General features: G+C 63.0%; 22 protein-coding genes. 10 read left to right on the top strand and 12 right to left on the bottom strand.

All coding sequences use genetic code 11. The annotated features are described in order from the left end of the window. Positions 1-22: 22 nt before the first annotated feature. From HNP00_RS12180 to HNP00_RS12155, 6 genes are all read right to left on the bottom strand, one after another. Complete coding sequence (locus HNP00_RS12180) at positions 23-793, bottom strand: SDR family NAD(P)-dependent oxidoreductase (RefSeq protein WP_184739358.1); 771 nt, start codon at positions 791-793, stop codon at positions 23-25. A 71-nt stretch (positions 794-864) separates the two neighbouring features. Continuing rightward, positions 865-2238: an NADP-specific glutamate dehydrogenase gene (gene gdhA, locus HNP00_RS12175; protein ID WP_184739437.1), complete on the bottom strand. Its 1374-nt coding sequence runs from the start codon at positions 2236-2238 to the stop codon at positions 865-867. A 54-nt stretch (positions 2239-2292) separates the two neighbouring features. Then, entirely contained in the window at positions 2293-3699 is a 1407-nt protein-coding gene (locus HNP00_RS12170) for an MFS transporter (RefSeq protein ID WP_184739356.1), read from the bottom strand. Between the two features lie 63 nt (positions 3700-3762). Then, positions 3763-5061 carry an NAD(P)/FAD-dependent oxidoreductase gene (locus HNP00_RS12165; protein ID WP_184739354.1) on the bottom strand — a complete coding sequence of 433 codons (1299 nt, stop codon included), beginning with the start codon at positions 5059-5061 and terminating at the stop codon, positions 3763-3765. Positions 5062-5104: 43 nt separating this feature from the next. Beyond that, positions 5105-5824: an SDR family NAD(P)-dependent oxidoreductase gene (locus HNP00_RS12160; RefSeq protein ID WP_221451425.1), complete on the bottom strand. Its 720-nt coding sequence runs from the start codon at positions 5822-5824 to the stop codon at positions 5105-5107. Between the two features lie 216 nt (positions 5825-6040). Then, entirely contained in the window at positions 6041-6985 is a 945-nt protein-coding gene (locus HNP00_RS12155; RefSeq protein WP_184739352.1) for a LysR family transcriptional regulator, read from the bottom strand. 303 nt (positions 6986-7288) lie between these two features. On the opposite strand from HNP00_RS12155, the gene HNP00_RS12150 reads away from it, so the two are divergent. The 6 genes from HNP00_RS12150 (at position 7289) to HNP00_RS23305 (ending at position 12314) form a co-directional block, all read left to right on the top strand. After that, a complete protein-coding gene (locus tag HNP00_RS12150; protein WP_184739350.1) occupies positions 7289-8167 on the top strand; it encodes an ABC transporter substrate-binding protein in 879 nt (292 codons plus the stop codon). A 57-nt stretch (positions 8168-8224) separates the two neighbouring features. Then, a complete protein-coding gene (locus tag HNP00_RS12145) occupies positions 8225-9010 on the top strand; it encodes an amino acid ABC transporter ATP-binding protein (protein ID WP_311770570.1) in 786 nt (261 codons plus the stop codon). A 1-nt stretch (position 9011) separates the two neighbouring features. Continuing rightward, on the top strand, positions 9012-9650 hold the full coding sequence (locus HNP00_RS12140; protein WP_184739348.1) for an amino acid ABC transporter permease: 639 nt from the start codon (positions 9012-9014) through the stop codon (positions 9648-9650). After that, entirely contained in the window at positions 9650-10294 is a 645-nt protein-coding gene (locus tag HNP00_RS12135) for an amino acid ABC transporter permease (RefSeq protein ID WP_184739346.1), read from the top strand. The genes HNP00_RS12140 and HNP00_RS12135 overlap by 1 nt, the downstream gene beginning before the upstream one ends. Further along, positions 10294-11142: an aspartate/glutamate racemase family protein gene (locus tag HNP00_RS12130; RefSeq protein ID WP_184739344.1), complete on the top strand. Its 849-nt coding sequence runs from the start codon at positions 10294-10296 to the stop codon at positions 11140-11142. The genes HNP00_RS12135 and HNP00_RS12130 overlap by 1 nt, the downstream gene beginning before the upstream one ends. 1049 nt (positions 11143-12191) lie before the next feature. Beyond that, complete coding sequence (locus tag HNP00_RS23305; RefSeq protein WP_260404923.1) at positions 12192-12314, top strand: hypothetical protein; 123 nt, start codon at positions 12192-12194, stop codon at positions 12312-12314. Positions 12315-12552: 238 nt separating this feature from the next. Here HNP00_RS23305 and HNP00_RS23300 read toward each other — a convergent pair whose 3' ends face one another. Both HNP00_RS23300 and HNP00_RS12125 read right to left on the bottom strand, forming a co-directional pair. Next, a complete protein-coding gene (locus HNP00_RS23300) occupies positions 12553-12951 on the bottom strand; it encodes a hypothetical protein (protein ID WP_260404922.1) in 399 nt (132 codons plus the stop codon). After that, positions 12885-14087 carry a carboxylesterase/lipase family protein gene (locus tag HNP00_RS12125; RefSeq protein ID WP_260404921.1) on the bottom strand — a complete coding sequence of 401 codons (1203 nt, stop codon included), beginning with the start codon at positions 14085-14087 and terminating at the stop codon, positions 12885-12887. Before HNP00_RS12125 ends, HNP00_RS23300 begins: the two co-directional genes overlap by 67 nt. Positions 14088-14103: 16 nt before the next feature. Here HNP00_RS12125 and HNP00_RS12120 point away from each other — a divergent pair, with 16 nt between their 5' ends. Then, complete coding sequence (locus tag HNP00_RS12120; protein WP_311770569.1) at positions 14104-14745, top strand: TetR family transcriptional regulator; 642 nt, start codon at positions 14104-14106, stop codon at positions 14743-14745. Positions 14746-14825: 80 nt separating this feature from the next. Here HNP00_RS12120 and HNP00_RS12115 read toward each other — a convergent pair whose 3' ends face one another. The 3 genes from HNP00_RS12115 to HNP00_RS12105 form a co-directional block, all read right to left on the bottom strand. Then, positions 14826-16118 (bottom strand): ATP-binding protein, encoded by a 1293-nt coding sequence (locus HNP00_RS12115; protein ID WP_184739428.1) that lies wholly within the window; start codon positions 16116-16118, stop codon positions 14826-14828. Between the two features lie 67 nt (positions 16119-16185). Continuing rightward, complete coding sequence (gene pruA / locus HNP00_RS12110) at positions 16186-17811, bottom strand: L-glutamate gamma-semialdehyde dehydrogenase (protein WP_184739342.1); 1626 nt, start codon at positions 17809-17811, stop codon at positions 16186-16188. A gap of 916 nt (positions 17812-18727) precedes the next feature. Further along, positions 18728-19678 carry a DMT family transporter gene (locus HNP00_RS12105; RefSeq protein ID WP_260404920.1) on the bottom strand — a complete coding sequence of 317 codons (951 nt, stop codon included), beginning with the start codon at positions 19676-19678 and terminating at the stop codon, positions 18728-18730. A 68-nt stretch (positions 19679-19746) separates the two neighbouring features. Between HNP00_RS12105 and HNP00_RS12100 the strand changes: the two genes are divergently transcribed. Then, positions 19747-20604, top strand: coding sequence for a LysR family transcriptional regulator (locus tag HNP00_RS12100; protein WP_184739340.1), 858 nt, complete (start codon positions 19747-19749; stop codon positions 20602-20604). Between the two features lie 135 nt (positions 20605-20739). Beyond that, positions 20740-21906 (top strand): FAD-binding oxidoreductase, encoded by a 1167-nt coding sequence (locus HNP00_RS12095; protein WP_184739338.1) that lies wholly within the window; start codon positions 20740-20742, stop codon positions 21904-21906. A 147-nt stretch (positions 21907-22053) separates the two neighbouring features. Here HNP00_RS12095 and HNP00_RS12090 read toward each other — a convergent pair whose 3' ends face one another. Then, positions 22054-22941, bottom strand: coding sequence for a helix-turn-helix transcriptional regulator (locus HNP00_RS12090; protein WP_184739336.1), 888 nt, complete (start codon positions 22939-22941; stop codon positions 22054-22056). A gap of 177 nt (positions 22942-23118) precedes the next feature. Between HNP00_RS12090 and HNP00_RS12085 the strand changes: the two genes are divergently transcribed. Continuing rightward, the gene (locus HNP00_RS12085; protein ID WP_184739334.1) at positions 23119-24231 is read left to right on the top strand and encodes a mandelate racemase/muconate lactonizing enzyme family protein; all 1113 of its coding nucleotides are present in this window, start codon (positions 23119-23121) and stop codon (positions 24229-24231) included. The last annotated feature ends 7 nt before the right edge of the window (positions 24232-24238 follow it).

The following is a 24238-nucleotide window of genomic DNA, read 5'->3' as shown; positions in this document are numbered from 1 at the left end:
GGAGGATGCCGGCCTTACGGGTTCATCGCGCCAGGAACCCGCCATCCACGATGAGTTCCGTTCCCGTGACAAAGCTTGCGTCATCGCTGACGAGATAGGCTACAGCTCCAGCAAGCTCGGCAGGGTCCGCACGCCGGCCGAGAGGTGTCTCCGGCACCACGCCGCTTTCCGGTTCGGCGGCATTGATGGGGGTGCTCACACCTCCCGGCACCAGGGCATTCACCCGGATCCCATCCGGAGCGAGTTCGAGGGCGGCTGTCCGGGTGAGCCCGAGGAGCCCGGCTTTGCTCGCCGCATATGAGGCGTAACCGATGGCTCCGGACGGTCCAAAGATCGAGGAGGTGTTCACTATCGAGCTGCGAGTGCCCGCTCGAAGAAGGGGGATCATCGTCTGCATGCCGAGGAACGGACCAGTAAGGTTCACGTTGAGGATCCGGTTCCATGTCTCGAGCGATTCTTCAGCCAACTTCGTCACACGGACGATGCCGGCGTTGTTGACGAGAATGTCGAGTCGCCCGAACCTCGCGTCGATCACCTCGTAGACGCGATGCCAGTCATCCGGGCTTGAGACGTCGAGATGAAGGTAAGTGGCGTCGCGGCCTTTGGCCCGGAGTTCTTCGGCGGTCTGCTGCCCGTCTTCGTCGAGGACGTCTGCGAGATACACCGTCGCACCTTCGTTTGCCAGCCGGAAGGCGTGGGCGGCTCCCTGGCCGCGGGCGGCGCCGGTGATGAGAGCGACGCGATCGACGAGGCGTCGGGGGGATAGATCAGTGAGCGATGGGGCGGTGGACATCTTTCCCTTTCGGTTGAAGCCATGCTGGTGGGCGTCATCCACTTCGACAACGAAACTTCCTTGTGTCGGTCTTAGACGATTCCTTGGGCGAGCATTGCGTCGGCGACGCGGATGAAACCGCCGATTGATGCACCGGCCACGTAGTTGTCGGGGTCGCCCGTGTAGCTCGCAGCGGTGGCGCGGACGTGGTCGTGGATCTGCCGCATGATGCTTTCGAGGCGCGCTTCAGTCTCCTCACGGCTCCATGACGCCCTCGCAGCGTTCTGTTGCATTTCCAACGCGGAAGTGGCAACACCGCCGGCGTTGGCAGCCTTGCCGGGGCCGAACAGGACTCCGGCATCACGGAACAAGGCGACCGCACCGGCCGTACAAGGCATATTGGCGCCTTCAGCGATAGCCTGGACACCGTTACGGATCAGCTCCGCTGCGTGCCGTTCTTCGAGTTCGTTCTGCGTCGCGCAGGGCAGCGCGACGTCGCAAGGCAGATCGAAGACAGATCCGTCGGTCACGTACCGGGCCGACGGCCGTTCGGAGGCGTACTCGGACAGCCGGGCCCGCCGCACATCCTTGACCTGCTTGAGCAGGGCGACGTCAATGCCGGCCTCGTCGAGGATGTAACCGCCGGAATCGGAGCAGGCGATCACTGTTGCGCCAAGTGCCTGCGCCTTCTCGACGGCGTAGATCGCGACGTTGCCTGATCCGGACACCACCGCCCTGCGTCGTTCGAGCGACCACCCGCGGGTTGCCAGCATGTCCCGCAGGAAGTAGATGGCGCCGTAGCCGGTTGCTTCGGTCCTGGTGTGCGAACCGGCCCAACCTACGCCCTTGCCCGTGAAGACGCCTGCCTCGAAGCGGTTCACGATGCGCTTGTACTGGCCGAACATGTACCCGAGTTCGCGGACGCCGACGCCGATGTCTCCGGCTGGTACGTCGGTGTGCTCACCGAGGTGTCGGTGCAGTTCGGTGATGAAGGACTGGCAGAACCGCATGATCTCCGCGTCGCTGCGCCCGGCGGGGTTGAAATCGCTGCCGCCTTTACCCGCGCCGATACCCTGCCCGGTCAGTGCGTTCTTGAAGATCTGTTCGAATCCCAGAAAGCGGATGACACCGAGATCGACGGTGGGATGGAACCGGAGTCCTCCCTTGAAGGGTCCAAGGGCACTATTGAACTCGACGCGGTACCCGCGGTTGACCTGCACGATGCCGGCATCATCAACCCACGGGACACGGAACATGATCTGGCGTTCAGGTTCGACGAGTCTGTCGAGGATCCGGGCTTCAATGTATTCCGGGTGCCGGGCCAGAACCGGGGCGAGGTTCGCGAGCACTTCGTCGACGGCCTGATGGAACACTGCTTCCGATGGGCTGCGGCGCCGAACGGTCTCGGCGAGGTCCGCGACGTAAGTGGATGGCGCGGTTTTTACGCAGGTGTCCACGATGTTCATGTTTTCCTTCATTCCTTCTTTTTGCGTCGCTGAATGCCTATGACGGGCGCTTTTCTAAAGCGCTAACTTGCCGGCTGCTTTAGCTCGGAAGTGGGAGACGGATGCCGTGGCGCCGCCCGCCGGGGACTGGGCCGCAGAAGTGAGGTTGCGGTTGCGGGTTTCTTCTGCCCAGAAGATGCTGATCACAAAGCCCAGGAAGGTCAGCCCGGCCCCGATAAGCATGGTGGGCCCGGTGCCGAGTCCGATAAGGGCGACCGGGACGAGGTACGTGCCAACGGCCGCGCCGATACGGCTGACCGCCGTGGCCAGGCCAACGGCACTGGCACGAAGTTGGGTGGGGAAGAGCTCATTCGGGTAGATGAATACCAGGATGTTTCCGGCGCCGTTGATCAGTGCGAAGAGGAAGAAGAACGTCATCACGAACCATCCGGGAGCATCCGGCCAGATGCCCAGCGGAAGGAGGGCGAGGGCCCCGAAGAGGAAGCTTCCGAGGATCAGCGGACGCCTGCCACGGCTCTCCACCCATTTCATCCCCGGGAAGGATCCAAGGAGGAATCCGAGGTTGAGGACGATCTGTCCAAGCGTCGCCCCGGCTGTGTCTTCGCCGAAGCCAAGATGCGAGAGGATGATCGGACCATAGGTGAACAGGGCGAATTGCGGGATGGCGAAGCACATCCAGGTCAGGCCGCAGAAGAGGATTCGGCGCAAGTTCATGCCGTGAAACAGATCAGTGAGCCGGGCACGGCGCTGCGGCTCTTCCTGAGCCACCATGTCCGTGATTTCCTCGGTGGTGACTTCGCGGCCGAGCACCGAGGAAATGTCCCTGCGCGCCTCTTCGATACGCCCTCTGATGATGAGCCATCTGGGGGATTCATGCGCCCCCATGCGGAGCAGCATGACGATCACGCCGAACACGGCGCCACTGGCAAGCATCCACCGCCAGGAGCCGTTACCGAATGCGCTGGTGAACGCGAAGCCGACAAAGTAGGCGACGATCGCGCCAACGAGCCAGACCACGGACAGCAGCCCGATCGTGGACCCTCGATTCTTCTTGGGCATCCACTCGGTAAGCAGTGAGGTGGCGATGGGATAGTCGGCGCCGACCGCGAGTCCGACCACAAAGCGGAGGGCTATCAACTGCCAGCCAACCTGGATCCACAGGCACGCAACGGACGCAGCAATCATCACCAGCAGGTCGGCTGTGTACATCACCCGCCGGCCGATCCTGTCTGTGATGGGGCCAAAGACCAGGCTGCCGACAAAGAGCCCGACGAGGGATACGGCACCTGCGATGCCGATAGTTGCTGCGCCCAGTGCGAGGTCGGCGCTGGCCCCGGTCAATGCAACGCCGATAATGCTCAGCAGGAAGCCGTCCAGGAACGGCCCACCCGAGCAGGCCGCGATCAGCCGTTTGTGATATTTCGTGAGCGGGCTGTCGTCGATGAGGTGGGTACTGCTCATTGGGGGTCCTTGGGGTTTCGGGTCACGGGGTTTGCAGCGCTCCGTCGGGCTGGACGGGATGCTTCACTTCGCGAGCGTTGCCGGGTTCGCCGGGGCCGTGGCTGCGAACGCGTCGAGCAGCCGCCCGGTGTCGGCGATCTGGTCATTCCAGATGTCGCGGGGGATGTCGATGCGGTCATCCGCTACCTGGAGCCGCCCCAGGTAGGCGGCGATGCCGGCGTCGCCGCCCCCGGAGTCTTCGTGCATCGCGATCATCCGCGCGACGATTTTGGCCTGGACGCCATAGACGGGGATCTGCGGGCCGCGGGGGGCGGTCATCCCGATGTAGTAGAGCTTCTCGAGTCCTTGCGGGATGATGCCCGCGCCATAGCGCAGCGGATTGCCCTTGCGCCGTGGGACAAGTGCGTCATCGAGGAACGGCAAGCTGGAGTGGAAGCCTGTGGCCCACAGGATCGTGTCGTAGTCCTTGGACGAACCGTCGGAGAAATGTACGGTATGCCCGTCGAAGCGCTCAATGCCCTGGCCGATCACCCCGACGCGGCCGTGGTGGATCCAGTACAGCAGCAGGTCGTTCACTACGGCAGGACCGTCGGCGAGGGCGCGGTGCTCGGGCACCGGGAGTCCGGGGTAGTCGGCGTTCTGGCCGATCGAGACGCGGGCGAGCAGCCGCGCAATGAGGTCCTGCTCGGAGGGCGAGAACTCGGCCATGAAGTCCAGTTCGGCGCGCGGGCGGCCGAAATACATTTTCGGCTGGAAATACGCCCCGTGCCGGATGAGGACATCGGCTTCGAGCCGGTGTTGTGCGACGTCGACGGCGAGGTCGCAGCCAGAGTTGCCAGCGCCGACTACCAGCACCCGCGTCCCTTGGATGTCGCCGACGTTCTTGTAGGCGCTCGAGTGGATCTGCTTTCCGGCGAAGGTGCCGGACACGGACGGAATCTTGGGATTCCACAGATGGCCCGGGGCGATCAGCACCCCGTCGTAGATCCCCGCGCCTTTGGACGTGGTCACTTTCCACCCTGCTGACCCCAGTGGTCCGTCGGTTTCAACGGGGGTGACGGACAGAACTTCGGTGTTGAACATGATCCGCTGGTCATGCCCTCGCGCCTTCGCGAACGAAGCAATGTAGTCGCGGATCTGGTCGCGCCGCGGGAAGTGCGGGTAGTCCCGGGGCATCGGGAAGTCCTCGAAGATTGTCTGGTTGCGTGAAGTGATCAGGTGCAGGGCGTCGTAGTCGGTGTTCCAGTGCCCGCCGACGCGGTCGCTCTTCTCGTAGCAGTCCACGTCGAAGCCTCGCTGGGTCAGGACGTCGAGGGCGGACAGGCCGGCCGCGCCGGCGCCGATCACGCAGTAGGTGCTCATAGTGTTCGTGTTCCTTCCGGATGAAATGGAGTGCGCGGGATGGTCAGCGGAGGACATCGCCGCCGGAGAGGACGATGGTCTCCCCTGTCATGAAGGACGCGTCAGGGCTTGCCAGGATCGCCACCCACCGGGCGATCTCCTCGGGCTCCGCCACGCGGCCCAGCGGGATGCCGGCAGACGTTGCTTCCATGCGCCCGGTGGCCGCATTGCCGGGGGTGTTAACCCATCCTGGGGCGATCGCATTGACGCGGATCCCCCGGGGCGCCAGCTCGAGGGCCAGCTCCTTGGTCAGCATGACGACGGCTGCCTTGGATGCGCCGTAGAGAAGCTGGCCGGGAGAGACTGCGAACGCGTCGACGGAGGCGAAGTTGACGACAGCTCCTCCGTTGGGCATATGGGCCACGGCCTCCGCGGTCGTGTTCAGGATGCCCAGCACGTTGACGTCAAAAATCCTGCGGTAGAGGTCCTCGGTGAAGTCGGCCAAGGTGCTAGGCGGGTAGATTCCGGCAACGTTCGCCAGGAGGCCGACTTCCTTCGAGGTGCTGGCGACATATTCTGCTATGGCGTCCCGGACTTGGTCACGATTGGTGACGTCCACCTCGACCGTTCGGATCGTTTCCCCTGCGACCTCGAACTCGGTTGACACCCGGTCGAGGGCCAGGACGTCCCAGCCCTCCTTGACAAGGGCCTCCGAGGCCGACCGTCCCATGCCGCTCGCGGCACCCGTGACGATCGCGATTCCCAGGTTCGAAGCAAGCATCATAGAAAATTCCTTAGTCTGGACTGGCTCGTTGTGCAGCAGATCACTTGAAAACTGCTGATAATCCAGTATCAGACGGGCCAAAAGGCCCGTCTACGGCCAGATGGGAGGGCCAGCCAAAGGTTTTTCCTAGGGATGCGATCTAAGCCCGAACTCCGCGTCGCGTGATTTCGCGGCCAGGGCCGCGTCAGCGGGTCTGCTTCCCGCAGGTGATGCAATTCAGTCGGAGGCGAGGCCGGTGGGCCGGGTCCGAGCCATCTGAAGCCGGGCGAGGATGCGCCGGGCCAATCGCATGAATTCGGCGGTGGCCGGCGAGACGGCGCCCGCCCGACGTGTGATGAAGGCGTAATGCTCGGTCACGGGGGGCTCCAACGGAGCCCAGAAGAGTCCGTGCTCGGCGATGAGCGAGCGTCCCACGTGGAAGGATACGAGGGAGTCTCCAACGCCCTTCGCCGCGAGCTCGAGTGCATGGGTCTGGAATTCCACCTCGACGATGGGGTCGAGAGTCACGCCGGCCGATTGGGCACGCTCCAAGAGCGAGACGCGCAGCGGATCGTCATGGGACCAGCGCGATTCGGAGAGGATCAGCGGGCGCTGCGCGAGTGTGGTTATCTCGACCGGCTCGCGGGTGTGCTCCTCCCGTCGCGAGACGTAGACCACCTGGTCCACGAATACGGACTGCGTCACCACGAGTTCGCGGCTGTCGATGGGGAGCTGGACCAGTCCTGCCTCGAGATTGCCCTCGCGCACTGCGTCGGCGACCTCCGATGAGTTCAAGCCGGTCACCCGGATGCGGACTCCGGGGTGTTGGGCCCGAAACTCTTCGATCAGCTCGGTCAGCAGGTACAGATGGGCGCTGCTGAACGTCCCGAAGGACACCGTCCCCTCCTCGAGTGAACGGACTCGCCGGCTCGTCTCAGCCATAGAGACGACGTCGGCGATCGCCCTTTCGGCAAGGGGCAGAAGTTCCTGACCTGCGTCGGTGAGGATCAGTTTCCGTGCGGTGCGTGTGAACAGGGCAACCTCGAGTGTCCGTTCGAGTGCTGCGATCTGCTCGGACAAGCTCGGCTGGGCGATGTGATGCGCTTCGGCCGCGGCAGCGAACGTACGCAGGCGGGCGGCCGTGACGAAGTACTCAAGCTGCCTGATCGTTGGGAGAGGCACGCAGGCCCCCTATCTATAGGAACATCCTTTGTCTCCCACAAGATACTCCACATTGCTCCTAACTATCACGGTTGATGTACTTGGTGACCAACGCAGGGAAACGCTTCGTGAGATGAAAACGAACAATCTCTCCGTCACAATCGCCGCCGCACCGGCGACGCCCCCGCTTCACCACAGAACCCGTCCAGCCTGAATATCTCTCCGCCATTCGGTTCTGAATCTCCCAGCCGACCGCTCGGCGCCCACGTGGTCCGAGCGCGCCTTTCCCGGAAGCACCGCCCAAGCAAAGGAAGCTACCCCGCCATGATCCCCACCCCGAAGCCCCGCACATTCCGCACCGTTGCCTTCCTCGGCGTCATCGCCGCCGCCGTCGCCCTTTCAGGGTGCGAGGCCGCCACATCGGCCGCGCCCGCCGTCTCATCCAATTGCACCCCGAAGGACAAGGGACTAACGACTTACACCCCCGGCACGCTGACCGTGGGCGTCCCCGAGAACCCGCCCTACACCAAGACCGAGGGGACCAGCGCCTCGGGCCTGGAAATCGATGTTGTGACAAAGCTTGCCGCAGCAGAATGCCTCAACGTCGCTTACGTTCCTATCACCTACGCCAACGGCATCCCGATGATCAGCGAACAAAAGCGGACCGACATCAGCACCGGCGGGTGGTACGTCACCGCGGCCCGCGCCAAGCAGGTCGGCTACACGACGCCGACCTTCTACGACACCATGGGCATCGTCTCCAAGAAGGACGCCTCAACCGTTTCCGACCTCCAGTCGCCCGGGGCCGTCGGAACCGGCACCGGATTCTCCTGGAACGAGGACATGACCAAGGTCCTGGGCGGGAACCTCAAGCAGTACCCGGGTACCGTCGAAATGAAGCAGGACCTGATGAACGGGCGCCTACAGGCCTCGCTCGACGGGTACGCCGTCGCCGTCGCCGCCTATAAGGGGACCGACTTCAAGGTGGAGCCTGCCAAGAAGGATGACCGGGTAGCGATCACAACGGCGCAGCCAACCATCGCCTTCCCCGTCGCAAAGGAGAACACCACGCTGTCCAACGCCTTCAGCGCCCTGATCGACTCCTACCGCACGGACGGGACCCTCACCGCCCTCCTGGCGAAATACGACCTCCCGGCCGAGCTCCTTGTGCCAGCAGACAAGGCCGCAGCCTCCATTCGTTGACCCCCTCAGCGGGGCGCCGACCGCTCGGCGCCCCGCTTATCCCCAAGGAGTTCCTCCGTGTCCCAGCAGTTGATTACGGAATCGCAACAGGTCACGTCCGCAGGCGTGACGATCACGAACCTCTCCAAGAGCTACGGCGACAACCGGGTTCTCGACAACATCTCCATTAACGTCAAGCCAGGCAGCGTCACAGCACTGATCGGTCCCTCCGGTTCGGGAAAGAGCACCCTGCTGCGCTGCATCAATCTGCTTGAAACCCCCGACGAGGGCACGATCACCGTCGGGACAACCACCGTCGAGGCGCGAGCAAGGGTCAGCGACCGAGCCCTCCTTGACCTCCGCCGCCAGGTCGGGATGGTTTTCCAGTCCTTCAACCTGTTCCCCCACATGAGCGTCCTTCGCAACGTAGCCTTTCCGCAGGAGAAGATCCTCGGACGCAGCCGGGAGGAAGCCGAAGAACGCGCCCTCACTCTCCTGGACCGAGTAGGGCTCCGGGAAAAGGCACATCAGCACCCTGACCGATGCTCGGGCGGTCAGCAGCAGCGCATCGCGATTGTGCGGGCGCTGGCGCTGAACCCCCGGGCGATGCTCTTCGACGAACCGACCAGCGCCCTCGACCCGGAAGTGGGCCTCGAAGTCCTGGCCGTCATGCGGGAACTGGCCGCAGGCGGAATGACCATGATCGTGGTCACACACGAGATGCAGTTCGCGCGCGATGTCTCTGACCACCTCGTCGTCATGGCGGATGGGCACATCATCGAAGAGGGCCGCCCGGCTGAGATCATGGCAAACCCCGTCCAGGAGCGTACCCGCCGCTTCCTCAGCGCTGTCCTGGAGCGCTGACGTGAACGCAATCGGCCTCGTCCTCATAGGACTACCCATGACGTTGCTCGTGACAGTTTCATCCTTTGGGATCGGTGCGATCGTCGGCATTCCGCTCATGCTCGGGCTCCGTTCGAATTACCCCCCGATCCGGGCTGTCTTCCGCGTGATCGTGGACCTCATACGGGGGGTGCCCACCATCGTGTGGCTGTTTCTGCTCTACTTCGGCGTGACTTTCGGCCACCTGCGGCTCAGCTCGCTCTCGGCCGCCATCGCCGGACTCGGGATCATCTCGAGCGCCTACCTGGCTGAGATCTACCGCGGCGGCTTCGCAACGCTCGCCCGCGGCCAGATTGAGGCATCCCACGCGCTGGGCCTTAACCGAACCACCACGTTCATCCGTGTGCTCGCACCCCAGGCGCTGCGCACCTCGCTGCCGTCGCTCACCACCTTCCTGCTGGCCCTCCTGAAGGATTCGTCAATCGCGTCGACGATCGGCGTGACCGAAATGGTGTTCTCGGCAACCACCTTCTCGCGCCAGAACCCCGGTACCGCGGGACTCACGCCGTTCTTCATCGCCGCAGGCGTGTACGTCGTCGTGAGCGTCCCGCTCGCGGTCGTCGCGCGGCGACTCGACTCCCGACTCCGGAGGAACCACTGATGGACCTCGTTCAATACCTCCCGCAACTGGGCCAAGGACTGCTCGTGAGCCTCCAGCTCACCGCGATTTCGGTGGTCTTCGGTTACGCAGTCGGCCTGCTCCTCGCTCTTGGTGTCTCATCCCAGCTGCCGTGGCTGAAATGGCCCACGCTCGTCATCGTAGAGGTCGGGCGAGGCATCCCCTCGCTCGTCGTCCTCTACGTCGTCTACTACGGTCTGCCATCCATCGGCCTGCTCTTCGACAACTTCGCTGCCGCTGCCATCGGCCTCACTTTCACGGTTGCGGCATACTCATCGGAGATGCTCCGCGCGGGCATCCAATCGGTACACCGCGGGCAAAACGAAGCCGCCATGGCCCTCGGGCTTCCACAAACATCGACCTTCACCCGCATCATCCTCCCGCAAGGTCTCCGCTCCTCGATACCGGCCCTCATGGGCCTGGCCATACAGTCATTCCAAGGCACGTCGCTGGCCTACTCCATCTCAGTGAGCGAATTGATGAGTAATGCCTACCAAAGCAGTTCCATCACCTTCCAGTACCTACAGATCTACGCGATCACGGGACTAGTCTTTGCGGCCATCGCCGTACCGTCGACCTGGACCTCCGTCTGGGTAGAACATCGGCTTGCGAAAGGGTTTGCCTGATGAAGACAATAACTTGGCTCGAAGCCACGCACGGCGACCCCGAACTCAACGAGCTGTGGGAATTCCTCGCACAGCAAGTAGAAGTCCTCGCCGCAGGGCGGGCGAAGACGCAGCTGCGCCACGTCTCCGTCGCCGCAGGCGGCATCCGCACGCCTGCGAACCGGCTCATGAGCGACGCAGCCATTCTCGGCAGCAGCCTCAAAACGCAGATGGAATCCGACGCCGTAGTAATAGGTTGCTGGGGTGCTCCGACAGAAGCGGTTCGATCCGCGCTCAGCATCCCGGTCACCAGTCTGCCCGATGCCAGCATCCGTGCAGTTGGAAGCCTCGCCAGACGAGCGGTCGTCGTGACCGTTGCACCTTCGCTCGCACCAATCTTCACCGACGACCTCGTCCGTTTGGGCGCAAGCGGATTCCTGCCTGATCGCCCGGTCCGCCCCTATGACCCCGAATCGACCCACGAAGATGTGCTGCGAGCCATCACCGATCCAACCGATCTCATTCATCGCTTCGACAAAGCGGCCGAAGAGGCGGTTCGTGACGGGGCGGACGCAATCGTTGTAGGCTGCGGCTACCTCGCTCCGATCTTCTCCGCCCATGGCTACGAGAGCGTCCTAAAGCACCCGGACGTCCCGGTATTGGACTGCAACCGTCTTGCGTTCGAGCACGCGCTGCAACTCCTCGCCCTCGACACGGCAGGGATCCGACCTACCCAGAGGGGATACGTCCGCCCCATAGGCGCTCGAGAGGACTTGCTCACCGAGGCGGCAGGGCGGTTAGCCAACCCCGGCACCCCAAAGACCAAGCTCCGCTCATCCCGACCCGGACCTGCTGCCGTCCCTGGATAGCGAAAGGGCAAATAACAATGCGACGTCAAGACACCGTCCGAGCCAGCGGCATGGGCCGCCCCTACCTGCCGCAGACCGGGGAACACTGCCCCACGACCGGCTGGTGGGTCGTCCCGGGCTACGGTCGGCCGCGTTTCATCGCTGAAGGGGACTTGATGCCACCATTCGGTGGTCGTCCCGTGACATGGGCAAAGCAGCAAACTTCCGCCGCACGGTCGCGGAAGGTGCCTCCGATACTGGCTGCAACGCCCGTTGACGATCCAGCTTTGAGCATCAGTCCCTCGGAGGGAAGTTCTCCTTCTCCCACCGCCGGATGATGCGACGAGTGCTGCCCAGTCTGCGCGCTCCCGGAAACCGACTGAACGCCCGTCCCCGTCATGATAGAGCTCCGTCACTCCGTGGCACTGACTTGCCGACGACGCTTTTTGTAAATGAAGCGCCCAACAGTGAAGTAGAAGCCTACGAGGGCGCGCGACCGGCGACAGGGAAACGTCGGCTGCGACAAAGCGCACCCGTCGGTCCGGTCGTTCAACCCAGAGCATGCGTTCACCCTGCCGAAGGAGCGGAAGAAGCCGATTCCGGGCGCCATTCGTGGCAGGAGTCCTCCACCGGAACCGCCCCCCGAAGTTGCGGCTCGCGGGCGCGCCGGCGCCGGACCTGGCGGCTTTCACGATCAAGAATCGTCGTGCTTGGTGCGCCCGCGAACCCGTCCCCCACCAGACACGTTCCGCCTACTCCCCAACGGTCAAAATCCACCGCCGATGCGGTCCTCTCCGATTCGCACCCCTTGCTGCGATTGACGAGCAGGCTGCGGATGAGTTGGTGAAGCTGGATGACATCGGAGCTGACCCGGGTGTCGACCCAGCGTCGTTACTCAGCGCCGGCGAAGCCGCGCGGAGGGAGTAACCAAGCAGTTCTCTTACGGAGCGCACGCCGCCTCCGGGAACGACCGTTCGACTGCGAGCTGCCTTCCTGCTACCCGAGAACGGGAAGTGGGAAGGCATTCGGCGCGGTCCTGATGCCTCCCGCTCGGGCCGTCCCCGACTTAGGTGTCCTCTACAAAGCGCGAGCGGGTTTCTTCCGATGTGCGGGCACGCCCTGCATGGCTCAACGGCGCCGTCGGATTCGCCCTCGACCCCAGCGACCCTTTCCCCACGGGCTTCGGCATGTAACAGCAAAGCAGCCATCGTGTCGGGCAGGAGCAGCCTGTGCCGGACGCGGGAGAGGACCATCTCCTTGACCCCTGTTCAGACGGCGCCGGGTCTCAGCTGAAGACGTTCCCGCTGTCGTCCTCACCGCTGTTCGTCGCGATCCGGACCTGCCACGCTGTCTGCGCGCCTCCCAGTACGCATTGGCGCGGAACAACACATCGCCTTCACCGTCGATAATGCGCGGGTCCATTCCTCGGAGCTACTTCGGCGTGCTCAGCGGGAGAGCTCCGAATGCATAGCCCCGCCATAGGCTGCGGGAGATCTCTTCGGGATACTGGGTCACCAAGGGCACCGAGTCGAATACTCTGGTCAGCCGATGTTCCGAGTCGAATGCAGGCCAACCGGGGTCACCTGTCCGCGCGAATGACGTCCACGCGGGGCGGATCTGTGCTGTCAGCTCATTTGCAGCTTCAATGTTCTCTGGGCCGATTGCCACTGGCCCGAGGTGAGCGTCGTAGGTGCCGAACAACAGAGGCCCATCCAGGCCGTGGCAGGCGCGCAGCAGCCCGCCGCGACCTGGTGACTGCCACGTCAGCTCGTACAGGTAGGCGGTACCGCCGTCGGCCGCTTGCGCTTCGGCAAGGTGCAGGGCGGCCATCCGGAATAGCCAGTCGCTCTGCACGCGTTCGAAGAGGTCCTCCGCAGACAGGTCCGGGACGCATCTCGATACGCCTTGTCGCCGCCTTCATCGGGACCGAAGTGCCGCAGGGCGTCTGTCGCTTGCTCCTCAGTAATCGTCCCGACCAGTCCGCCGAAGAGGAGGAAGGTACGCCATTCGTCCCGGTTGTGGCCGATGATCAGTTCCACGTCCCGGCCCGCGCCCTCGGCGAGTCCCCGCCACGGTGTCGTCGGGAGGACGTCGCCGTCGACGACAGGGGCGAACAGCGTCAAGGTGTGCGCGAAGTTGCCCCAGCGGGCTTCGAACTCAGGCATCTTCGCCTGCACGGCCTGTCCATAGGCAGGCAGCTCTCTGGGGTCCACCGTCGCTAGGTCCGCTGCGGTCGGTCGCAGGCCGGCCTCCGTGGCGATTGCTACCGCGACGTCCCGGGCCAATTCCGGTGTCAGGTAGGTGCTCGGGAGACTCTGCCCGATTGCCCGGTGGAACAGGCCCTTGGCTCGCGGCATGACCATCAGGGCGGCAATCGATCCCGCGCCTGCGGAGTCGCCGCAGACGGTCACCGTGCCGGGATCGCCGCCAAAGGCCGCGATGTTCTCCTGCACCCATTCCAGTGCTGCGACTTGGTCCAGCAGACCGCGGTTGGGGGGTGCGCCCTCGATCGCGGCGAAGCCTTCGATACCCAGGCGGTAGTTCAGCGAGACGACGACGACGTCGCCGTCTCGCGCGATGTGCTGGGCTTCGTAGCCTGGGCTTCCGGACGTGCCGTGTTTGTAGGCGCCACCATGGATCCACACCATCACAGGGCGGACAGATGTCGGGGCCGTGCCGGGAGTCCACACGTTGACGGTCAGCCAGTCGTCTCCCTCACCGGCGAAGTGGTCGCCTCCGCTGCGGCCTCCCATGTTGGCATCCTGCGGAACAGGGGGGCCGAACGAATACGCATCGACAACGCCGTCCCAGGGGATCGGCCGGCTGGGCGCTTGAAAGCGGCCGGCGCCGGTCGGCGGAGCAGCATAGGGAATCCCGCGGAACACAAACAGGTCATCCTCGAGGCGGCCGCGGACGACTCCGGAAGCCGTTAAGACCTCGGGCCCACTGATTTCGGTCTTAGACAAGTTCGGCTCCTTCGAGATGACTCATAAACGGGATAATTTAACAATTGTCTATTTATTGACATCTGTCTATAGTGGGATCGTGGACGTGAGAACCGATCGACGTGTGCTTCGCTCCCGAGCTGCTCTGATGGATGCTGCGGTCCGGCTCGTATCGGAACGAGGTGTGAGTCCACTGTCGGTCACGGACCTCGCCGAAGCAGCAAATGTCAGCCGACAGCTTGTTTACTTGCAGTTCGGCGATCGTGACGCCCTGCTCATCGCGGCAGCCGCGAACCTGGTCGAGCGTGAATTACTCCCCGAGATCAGCGATCCGCGTGAGCCCCATCGTGAGCGCCTTCTGGCGACGGTCAGGCACTTCGCATCCCATCGGTCGTTCTACCGTGCGATGCTTACGGGCCCCTGCGCCTACCCCATGACACGAACCCTGAACGACCTGTTCAGTTCTCTCGTAAGCCCCGCCGGGATGCGAGAAGCGTTCGGGGAGTTCGATGATGATACGACCGCACGCGACATCACTGCGGTGATCGTGGGCGGAACCGCTTCCATCGTCAATGACTGGCTTATCGATTCGAACAACCGACTCGACGCAGCAGAAGCGAACGAACTAGCTGAGCGGATTCTGCACGTGTCCGCGATAATCGTCGCGGGACTTCGCTAGGCACAGACACGTCTCCAACGATCTGAAGCTCATGTAAGCCATGCGACACACGTCCTCCAAGAGACGCATGATGCCTTTTCTCACACCCGTGCGATCCGTTCGATGTCCTCAAGGAACTCCTTGACGACAGCTTCGGTTATCGTTGGGCGCGTTTCTTTGATAGCCTCGACATACGCTTCGGTGCAAAGAGCGGGATCGTCGTTCCTCGACTTCACGCCAGAACGACTTACCACCTGCTCCAGGGCCTGCTGTGAGGCCTTTCTGGCCGCGAATTCTATATCGGCGGGAGAGAACCGTTCACTGGCCTCAACCAAGGCATCCAAGTTGATGTCTTGGGAGAAACCGGGGGCAATGTAGCGATTCCAGATGGCTTTACGGGCGATCCTGTCCGGCGGACCAATGGGGATGACGTAGTCGAACCGACCATGTCGCAAGAAGGCTTTATCGAGTGACCGGATGAAATTGGTGGCACAGATCAGGATCCGGCCCTCTTGTTCTCGGAATGCAGGGATGATTTTCAGGAGCTCGTTGGTGACTCCCTGCAACGGTGAAGATCCTTCACCCGTCCGGGCTGATGCTATTTCCTCTACTTCGTCGATGAATACAACGGCATGCTCAAGCTTTGCTATGTCGAGGAAGACTTGCCGCAAAGCACCTGCGAGTCCCTCAGGATGAGCGGCCAGACGGGAGGGGAATACTTCGATGAAAGGCCAAGCGAGCCGGGAAGCGACCGACTTGGCAAAGGTTGTCTTTCCTGTTCCCGGTGGGCCAAACAGGACAACGGAGCGCGGCGGAGTAACGCCCAGCGACTTGGCGAGTTCCGTTTGGGCGAGGGGCAGGATCAGCCGCTGCTCAATGAGGTTCTTCTCGTGCTGCATCCCGGCCAGCGCATCCCATAGCCCGCGGGGTAGGAGCCGGCCCCCAAGCTGGCTTAAAGGGCCGATCTCCCGAGGCTGGATGGGGATGGTTTTTTCGAAGTAATGCAGATCCTCTTCCACGCGGTAGTCGTTGTTGCGTAGCGCCTTTACCCTTGTCTCCAATGCCGGTAGCAAGGCGGAAATCCTGCGAATTCCGTGAGAGGCAAGTCTGCTTTCAATCCCGGCGAGCAAGGCGCTGCCGAGCCCCTGTTCCCGCCACTCTTTCGCCTGGGCGAGGAGGACCACCCAGGCGCGGTCATCCTGGATCTTGCACGCGGCCGCTCCGATAACACTTCCGTCAGCGACAGCGACAACAGTAATCCCGTTGGCGCACGCATCGATGATCTCTGCCAGGCTGTAAACGGGGTGTATGCCAGAAATTCCGGAATCCTGCCGCACACGTATGAGCTGATCCAGATCATCCAAATGGAAGTCGCGGATACTCCATAACTTCATCTGCTTCCTCTCCCGAGCGTGCTCGTTGCTCGAATCCGCGGGCTTCTGCCTCAACGGACAGCGCTTCTCAACCGTCCAGCGCTGAGATGCGGGAGTCCCGGTCCGGCACGTGAGTGTGCTTGACCGTCCGAGGGCTGGTGAATCGGATCAGGTTCCACACTGTGCCGGCTTTGTCGTTCGTGCCGGAAGCACGGGCTCCGCCGAACGGCTGCTGCCCGACGGCGGCACCGGTCGGTTTGTCGTTGATGTAGTAGTTTCCTGCGGTGTACCGCAGGGCGTGGTCGGCCTCGGCGATCGCCTTTTCGTCGTCGGCGAAGACCGCACCTGTAAGCCCGAACTCGGTGGAGCGATCGACGAGTTCGAGCGTTTCCTGCCACTCGGCGTCGTCATAGACGTAGACAGCCATGATGGGACCGAAGAGCTCTTCTGTCATGAACTGCGAATACGGATCGGTCACTTCCAGAAGTGTTGGCTCAACGAACCAACCCGTGGTGTCGGTCGCCTGGCCGCCGGAAATGACAGTTTTCTGGTCGCGGGCCTGCGCCAGGACGGTCGCGTGCTTGGCATGCTGGCGTGCGCTGATGACAGCCCCCACATGGGTACCGGGCAACGTCGGATCTCCAACGTTCAGTGCTCGGACCTGTTCGACCAACCGTTCCTTGAGGGCCGGCCAAAGGCTACGGGGAGCATATACCCGGGTGACTGCGGCGCACTTCTGGCCCTGGTATTCGTAGGCACCGCGGACGCACGCTACCGCCACTGCTTCGACATCCGCGGACGGGTGGACAAGCACGAAGCCTTTGCCACCTGTCTCGCCGACGATGCGCGGATAGTCACGGTAGTTGGCTATATTGCCTCCGACGGTGCTCCAGATGTTTCGGAACGTCTGTGTCGAGCCGGTGAAGTGCACTGCGGACAGCTCACGACGGCGGAGCGCAGCTTCGCCGATCTCGGCGCCGCTTCCGGTCAAGAGATTGATGACGCCGTCCGGCAGGCCGGCCTCGCGAAGCAGTTGGAGGGATAGATGGGCCACCAGCGAGGCGGTCTCGGCCGGCTTCCACAACACGGTGTTGCCGAGGAGGGCGGGACCGAAGGCGAGATTGTTCATCGACGTGTAATTGAACGGAGAGATTGCCAGCACGAAGCCCTCAAGGGGGCGGTAATCGACGTCGTTGGTGAAACCTTGAGGCGACGAGGGCTGCACGCCTCGCACGGCATGCATGTTCGCGACGTTCGCGCGGAGGAAGTCGGCGGCCTCGGCGACGTCACCGTCGGCCTGCGCCGCTGTCTTGGACAGTTCAAGCATGGTCGCGGCAACGAGGCGATCGCGCCAAGCGCCGTCCGCCAAAAGCTCTGCGGCTCGGAGGAACGGTGTAGCGCGGTCTTCCGGTGACAGCCGGCCCCAGGTCCTTGCCGCGTCGCCCGCCGCGGTGACGGCCGCGTCTACTTCGGCGCCCGCGCCCGTATGTGCCTGGCCCAGCACAACGGAGTGTTCGTGTGGTGTGCGGATCTTGAAGGTTCTCCCGGTACGCACTTCTTGACCTCCGATCACGAGCGGGAGATCATAGGCGGCGGCCCGGACGTCGGCAAGCGCGGCTTCCAGCCGCACCCTCTCCGAGGAACCGGCATGGTACTGCCGACCTGGAACCAGCTTTAGTACATGGGCAGCGGCGGGCTCGGCGAGTGAGGTCATGACTGGTTCTCCAGTTTGTCGGGGTGGGGGTTCGTAATATCGTAGGTCGACAGGCGGTCGCTGAAACTCGTCGGGACGTGAAAAAGCCAATGGTCCTTTTCGACATCTGTAGAATCGGCACCTAGCGGAGCGAAGTTCGTGGCAGACAGTGGTGATATGCAGACGGCGGTTGAACGCCTGGCGGCTGCCCTCAATCTGTCAGTGCTCGTCGAAGATCGACAGCAAGGCCGGGTTGGTGGAGCACGAGAGGCGCCTCGACAGGATTCGAACGTCAACCATCCTGGACCGTCACGTCGACCCTCAGAGAGTCGAGGTGGTTCATTGAGTGCGTGGATCTCGCCGCGGGTATCCTCGCCACGCGATCCAGCTTCGCGAAGGACTTACGTCGTAGACGTGACAAGCTTCATCAATGTTTTGCTTCACAGGCCCGACGCGAAGGCTGGCGGAAAAATAGCGCGGCTGGAGCATCTGCCGCACGATGTCCCGGTCCAGGTCGACGGCCCCCGAGCGAGCAGGCCGGCCCCTGGAATCGTTCATAGGCTTTAGCTTTTCGAATTTTGTCGAAAATCACCTTAAGTTTCCTGTTTTCCTCGAAGAGACCCCGGTCACACGGATCGTACGATCGAACAACACCCTGACGCAGAGTTCGACGAACTGGCCTTTCAGAATTCCAAGGCGAGCATGCCGGGTGTCCCCCGAATTCACTAGAGGAGACCGGGCATTGTGTGCTGCGTCAACGGCTCGTATCGGACCCCATGATTGACAACGGAGAATCGCGATGTTCCGACCTTATGCCCTGACCATGTCGCTTCTCTTTGCCTCCGGGGTCATCTGTACCGCCCTTGCCAGCGGCCTCCTGCTGCTCTCCATTGGCGCAGGTGGACTCTCAGCGGGAGCTGTATCCCATGCGGAACAGTCAACGACTATTCGGCGCAGGCGTGTCCCCGTCTCGGCTCATGGAGCCTTTGCCCGGCGGATCGGCAGATCGACTGACCACAACGTTGCTGAACACTATGACTCCCATTCCTGTGAGCTCCTGGACGCTGAGGGCCTGGCCGAGCATGACCCAACCCGCTGCAGCCGCCCAGACAGGGTTGATGCTCATGAAAGTTCCGAAGAGCACGGCTGGCACCCGTCGCAGGGTGATGATGTCAGCCACGTAGGGGACGGCTGATGCGAGGACTCCGCATGCCAGCGCGAGACCAAGGGCGGGGTAGGATGGCGGGTGCGTGATGAACCAAATAGCCGCTATCGGCCCCCACAGGAGTGCTGAGAGTATGCTCGCGGCCGATGTTCCACTCAGACCGGGAAGGCGCTGCCCTACGGTTCGGTTGAGTAGGATGTAGGCAGCCCAGGCACCGGCGGAAACGAGTCCGAGGCTGATGCCGGGAATATCGCTTGTCGGGCCCGGGTTGGTGAGCACGACGACACCCACCCCCGCTGCTAGAGCGCACACTATGTCAAGAACACGACGTGACGCGCAGACGGCGACTGCCAATGGGCCGAGGAACTCCAGCGTCACTGCAAGCCCGAGGCCGATGCGCTCCACCGCGCTGTACAGAGTCAGGTTCATCACCCCAAAGGTGAGGGCGAGGCCCACCACCGGCCACCACTCGCGGCCCTTCATCCTGCGGAAGTTGGGGCGGGCCAGGGCGAAGAGCACGACGGCGCTGACGAGTTGGCGAACAGCAACCACGCCCATGGGACCCATGGAAGGGAAGGCGAGTGTGCCCGCCGCTGCGCCCGTCTGGGTACTGGCCGCACTTGAGAGCATGAAGGCGATGCCCACGGCACGGCCGCGGCGCGCTCCAGCCTGAGTCGCTAGCTTGCCACCGCCGGTAGCTTGAATCTTGGTCTTTTCGTCCATGCAACGAGACTAGGGAACTATCTCACATGCACATAATGCATGGGCGTTATCTGCTATACGCTTTGGTTATGGAGTGGAAGGTACACGAACTGCGCGGTTTCGTCGCCGTCGTCGACACTGGCACGTTTACTGATGCAGCGATAGAGCTTGGTGTTTCGCAGGCCGCAGTCTCGCGCAGCATAGCCAGTCTGGAACGCCGAGCGGGAGGCCTGCTCCTGCGTCGAATGCCACGTGTGTGCGAACCGACGGCCCTTGGCCATCGCTTCCTGCCCCAGGCCCGGCGGGTTCTCTCGGAGTTGAGCAAACTCGATGAGCTGCTGACGGCGGGCCGCACTACGCTCCGCCTGGGATATGCCTGGGCCGCCGTCGGGCAGCATACGACGCCGTTACTTCGGGGCTGGGCCTTGGCACATCCAGAAGTTGAACTTCGGCTCATCCGCCATAACTCCCCTTCGGCCGGACTCGCCGAAGGCATCTGCGACGCGGCGATAGTAAGGACCCCCTTGGACCCGCGGCGCTTCGAAGCGGTCATCGTGGGGCTGGAGCGGCGCATGGCGGTCTTTGCGTCAGACGACGCTGAATGGGCCCGCCGCCGCAGCCTGCGGATGAAGGAGATCGCTGCAAGACCTGTGCTCATCGACCCCAGGACCGGAACGACCCGCGGTGAGCTCTGGGCCGAAGGCAAGGGCCCGCGCACCCTGGAGACAACTGACTTGGACAATTGGCTCGACGCTATCGCCGCGGGGAAGGGAGTCGGCATGACATCGGAGGCAACGGCAGTCCACCACCCCCGTCAGGGTGTCAGCTACAAATCGGTCAGCGACGGCCCCCGCATTCCCGTCTGGCTCGCTTGGTGGCATGACGAGCCTCCAACGGGCGTTGCGGCCTTGGCCGACACCCTTACCAAGCTGTATCAGGGAGGGTAAAGGTTCCGAGCTCAGCGGTACTAGCCGGACACGGATGATCCCACGATAAGTCGGGGCTGGCTAGGTATCCGTCGGAAGCCTACCTTTGCTGATGTGGCGTCGCAGGCGTCGAGGTTATCGAATCAGGAGTATGTAATGAGGGCAGACGTTGTCATCGTTGGAGGCGGCATCGTGGGATTCGCCACCGCGCTACAGCTTAGGCTGACCAGCCCAGGAACCGATGTTGTCCTAATAGAAAAGGACCCGACATATGAGCGCGCGGCCACGGGAAAGGGCACTGGCGGAATCCGGCAGCTTTTCACCCGTTCCGAAAACATCGCACTGTCCCAGTACACCTTGGAGGTGGTCGACGACTGGGCCGAATGGGCCAAAGTTCCGGACAAGTCCACGCCGGATCTGAACTGGCGTTCGAACGGATATCTCTTCATCGCCGGGCAGAACGATGTGGAACAGCTTCGCGCTAACTACGAGACGCAGCTAGCGGGTGGCGTGAAGGCGGAATGGCTCGAGCCAGGGGCCTTGGCCCAGCGTTACCCGGAAATCCGAACGGAGGACTTGCGTGGAGCAGTATTGTCGCCCCGTGACGGGTGGCTGAATCCCAAGGCCTTCTTCCAGGGAGTGCAGGATCGGGCATTGCACGAAGGCGTCACCGTGATTTACGACGAAGTCGGCGAATTCACGACCGCCGGGAATCAAGTGACCGGCGTTACTCTTCGCTCGGGAGGGAGTATCGAAGCAGACTTCGTTGTGAACGCAGCAGGTACGTGGGCTCCCGAACTCGCGTCGCAGTTGGGAATGGACATACCGGTTGAGCCGATGCGGCGCCACGAACACTACGTGGTTGCCTCCAAGCCGCTTGATCATCTTCCATTCATCAAGGACGTCGCCGGCTTGGCCATTCATGCCCACCTCGGGGGACTGTCCGTGGGCCTCGTCGACTTCAACCACCCCGGTGGTGAAGACTTCACCACCGACAACGAGTACTACTCCCGGGTCGTCAAGCCCGCCCTAGCCCATCGACTCCAGGGCGCCACGAACTTTGAAGAGCAGCGGACGTGGACGGGACTCTACGATCAGAACCGATTCGACGGCAACGCCATCGTCGGGAACTGGGCTGGCCATTACGAGAACTTCTACGTCGCCGTCGGCTTCTCCGGTCACGGTTTCATGCACGCCCTCGGCGTGGGACGCGGCTTGGCCGAGCACATCACCACCGGCTCCTACAAGACCATCGACCTGACACCCTTCGGATACCAGCGAATCGCCGAAGGCAGGCCCTACGCCGAGCTAGGTATTCGCTAACCAATATCGCCGTCGTATAAGTTCACAATAACTGCCGCGCGTCAAAGCGAGGCTTGCTGCCGCCCGCCGGACCGGTTCATCGCCAGTCCGGCGGGCGGCCGCCTTTCCGGCGGGCGGCCGCCTTTCCGGCGGAGGCCAAGGGCCAGACTAGGCGGTCGTGCCCAGTTCGCGAAGGATCGTCGAAGTTGCGGCGTCTGCGGGCAGGTAGGCGCTAAAACGGGTTCCGCGCGGCGCGACGTCCTGCCACATCATGGTGCGGAACGTGAGCTCCCCCAGTGGATGGACGGCCTGAATGGTGTCGTTGGTCCCCTGTCGAAGATCCCTGGTTGCCCAAAGCTCTTTGAATGCGGGGTTCTCCTGGGACAGCTTGCCAACCATGGCGATAACGTCCGGGTCGCTCAGGTAGGCCTGGGAACGGGTCCGGAAGGTGTGTACGACTCGCGCAGCATATTCTTCCCTACGGCTGAGCCGGCTCGCGAACGCCGGCTCGTTGAACAGCAGCCAAAGCAGGTTGCGATGTTCTGCAGGCCAGGCTGCAAAGTCGCCGAAGACCTCGCTCGCAAACGAGTTCCAAGCCAGCACGTTCGTCGATGCGTCGGTGCAGTAGGCGGGCGCCGTCACATGTTCCACCAACTGCTGCAGGAAAGAGCTGCTCAGCTCTGCCGTGGTGGCCGCTGGTGGCACATGTCCAGTAAGGGTAAACAGGTAGGTCCGGTCTGTCTCCGGGAGAAGCAGTGCATCTGCCAGGCTTGCCACTAAGTCCCGCGACGGCCGGATCCCACCCCGCCCCTGTTCGAGGTAGGTGTACCAGGCGGCGCTGACTCCCGCACGCTCCGCTACGTCCTCCCGGCGCAGGCCTGGGGTCCGCCTGCGCTGCCTGCTTGGAAGACCGACCTGCTCGGGTGAAAGTCTCATGCGTCGGGCCCGCAGGAATTCCGCGAGCTCCATTCGGCGGTTCTTCTCGATCTCCGGCCCGCCACTGTCGCCCGGTCGAGCCTGTTGCGACGGCAAATCGGGAATCTGGATGGGAGTCATGGACTCCATCATAGAAGTCCTTCGCTCCGTGAGGCACGGCGTTTATGGGAGTAAAGATCATAGGATAAACCGTTTCTGGACCCGCCTTTTCCGCTGGGAAAGACTGATGTCAGCGAGGCAATGGGCGCAAGATGACGGCCCGCCTAACACACCAGCGACCCCTTAAGCGGAGAATCAATGAAGATCCAGTCTGTTGAAGCCATACCCCTCACAGCGACGTTCAAATCAACCTTTCGCTTTGGCACGACCGATCGGACCACCTCGCCCAACGTGGTTGTGATCATCCGGACCGATGAAGGCGTGGCCGGGTACGGAGAAGCGTGCCCCGTGCCGGCGTTCACCGGAGAATCACAAAAGTCCATCGTGGAGCTCGTCGAACAGCGGGTCGCCCCGGTGCTTATCGGCCGTGACGCTTCCGTAAGGGTTCCCCTGCTTGACGCCGTCGGGAAGGTCCTGAAGTTCGCGCCCTTCACCTTGGCTGCCGTCGACACCGCACTCCTTGACCTTGTTGGCCGCTCCAGGAACCTGCCCGTCCATGCCCTTCTGGGGGGTGCCTTCCGCGACAGGGTCGAGGTCCATGGTTCGGTCGGCTGGAACGAGGACCCGGCGAAGATGGTCGATATCGCCCGCGAACAGGCCGGGACCTACGGCTGGCTCAAGCTATATGCAGGACGAGGCGAGCTGGGCGCCGACCTGGATCGCCTCCAGGCGGTACGGGATGCCGTCGGACCCGAAACCGGCCTGTTCGTGGACGTCAACACGATGTGGTCTCCTTCCGACCTGGTCCGGGCACTGCCCAGGGTCGAGGAAATCGGCCTGAGCATGCTGGAACAGCCGCTGCCAACCGCCTGTGCGGCACTACAGCCCCAACTGGTGGGTGCTCGGCCAGTGGACATCGCCGCCGACGAAGCGGTGCGAACGGTTGGCGACGCCGCCGCCGTCGTCGCGAATCGCTCCGCCACGGTGATCAACGTCGGGCATTCAAAGCTTGGCGGGCCGACGGCTGCCCTTCAGGCCGCACACATCGCCGCCGCTAGCGGTGTGGGCGTCATGGTCGGCAGCGTCATCGAAATGGGCATCGCGACAGCCATGGGCCTTCACCTCGCGGCAGCCCTGCCACGGCTAGCCTACCCGTCCTACCTCATGGGACCGCTTAAATACGCCCAGCAGATCACCGACCAGCAGATCGACGTCGTCGACGGCCATGTGGCAGTGCCAGCTGGCCCTGGCCTGGGCATCACGGTCGATGAAGCTGAACTGCGCAGGCTCGACGCCCGCACCCAGCCCTAATCCCACA

Source organism: Arthrobacter sp. AZCC_0090 (genome assembly GCF_014207375.1).
Taxonomy (GTDB): domain Bacteria; phylum Actinomycetota; class Actinomycetes; order Actinomycetales; family Micrococcaceae; genus Arthrobacter.
The sequence above is the reverse complement of the archived record's forward strand: the minus strand, read 5'-3'. Positions and strand labels throughout refer to the sequence as shown.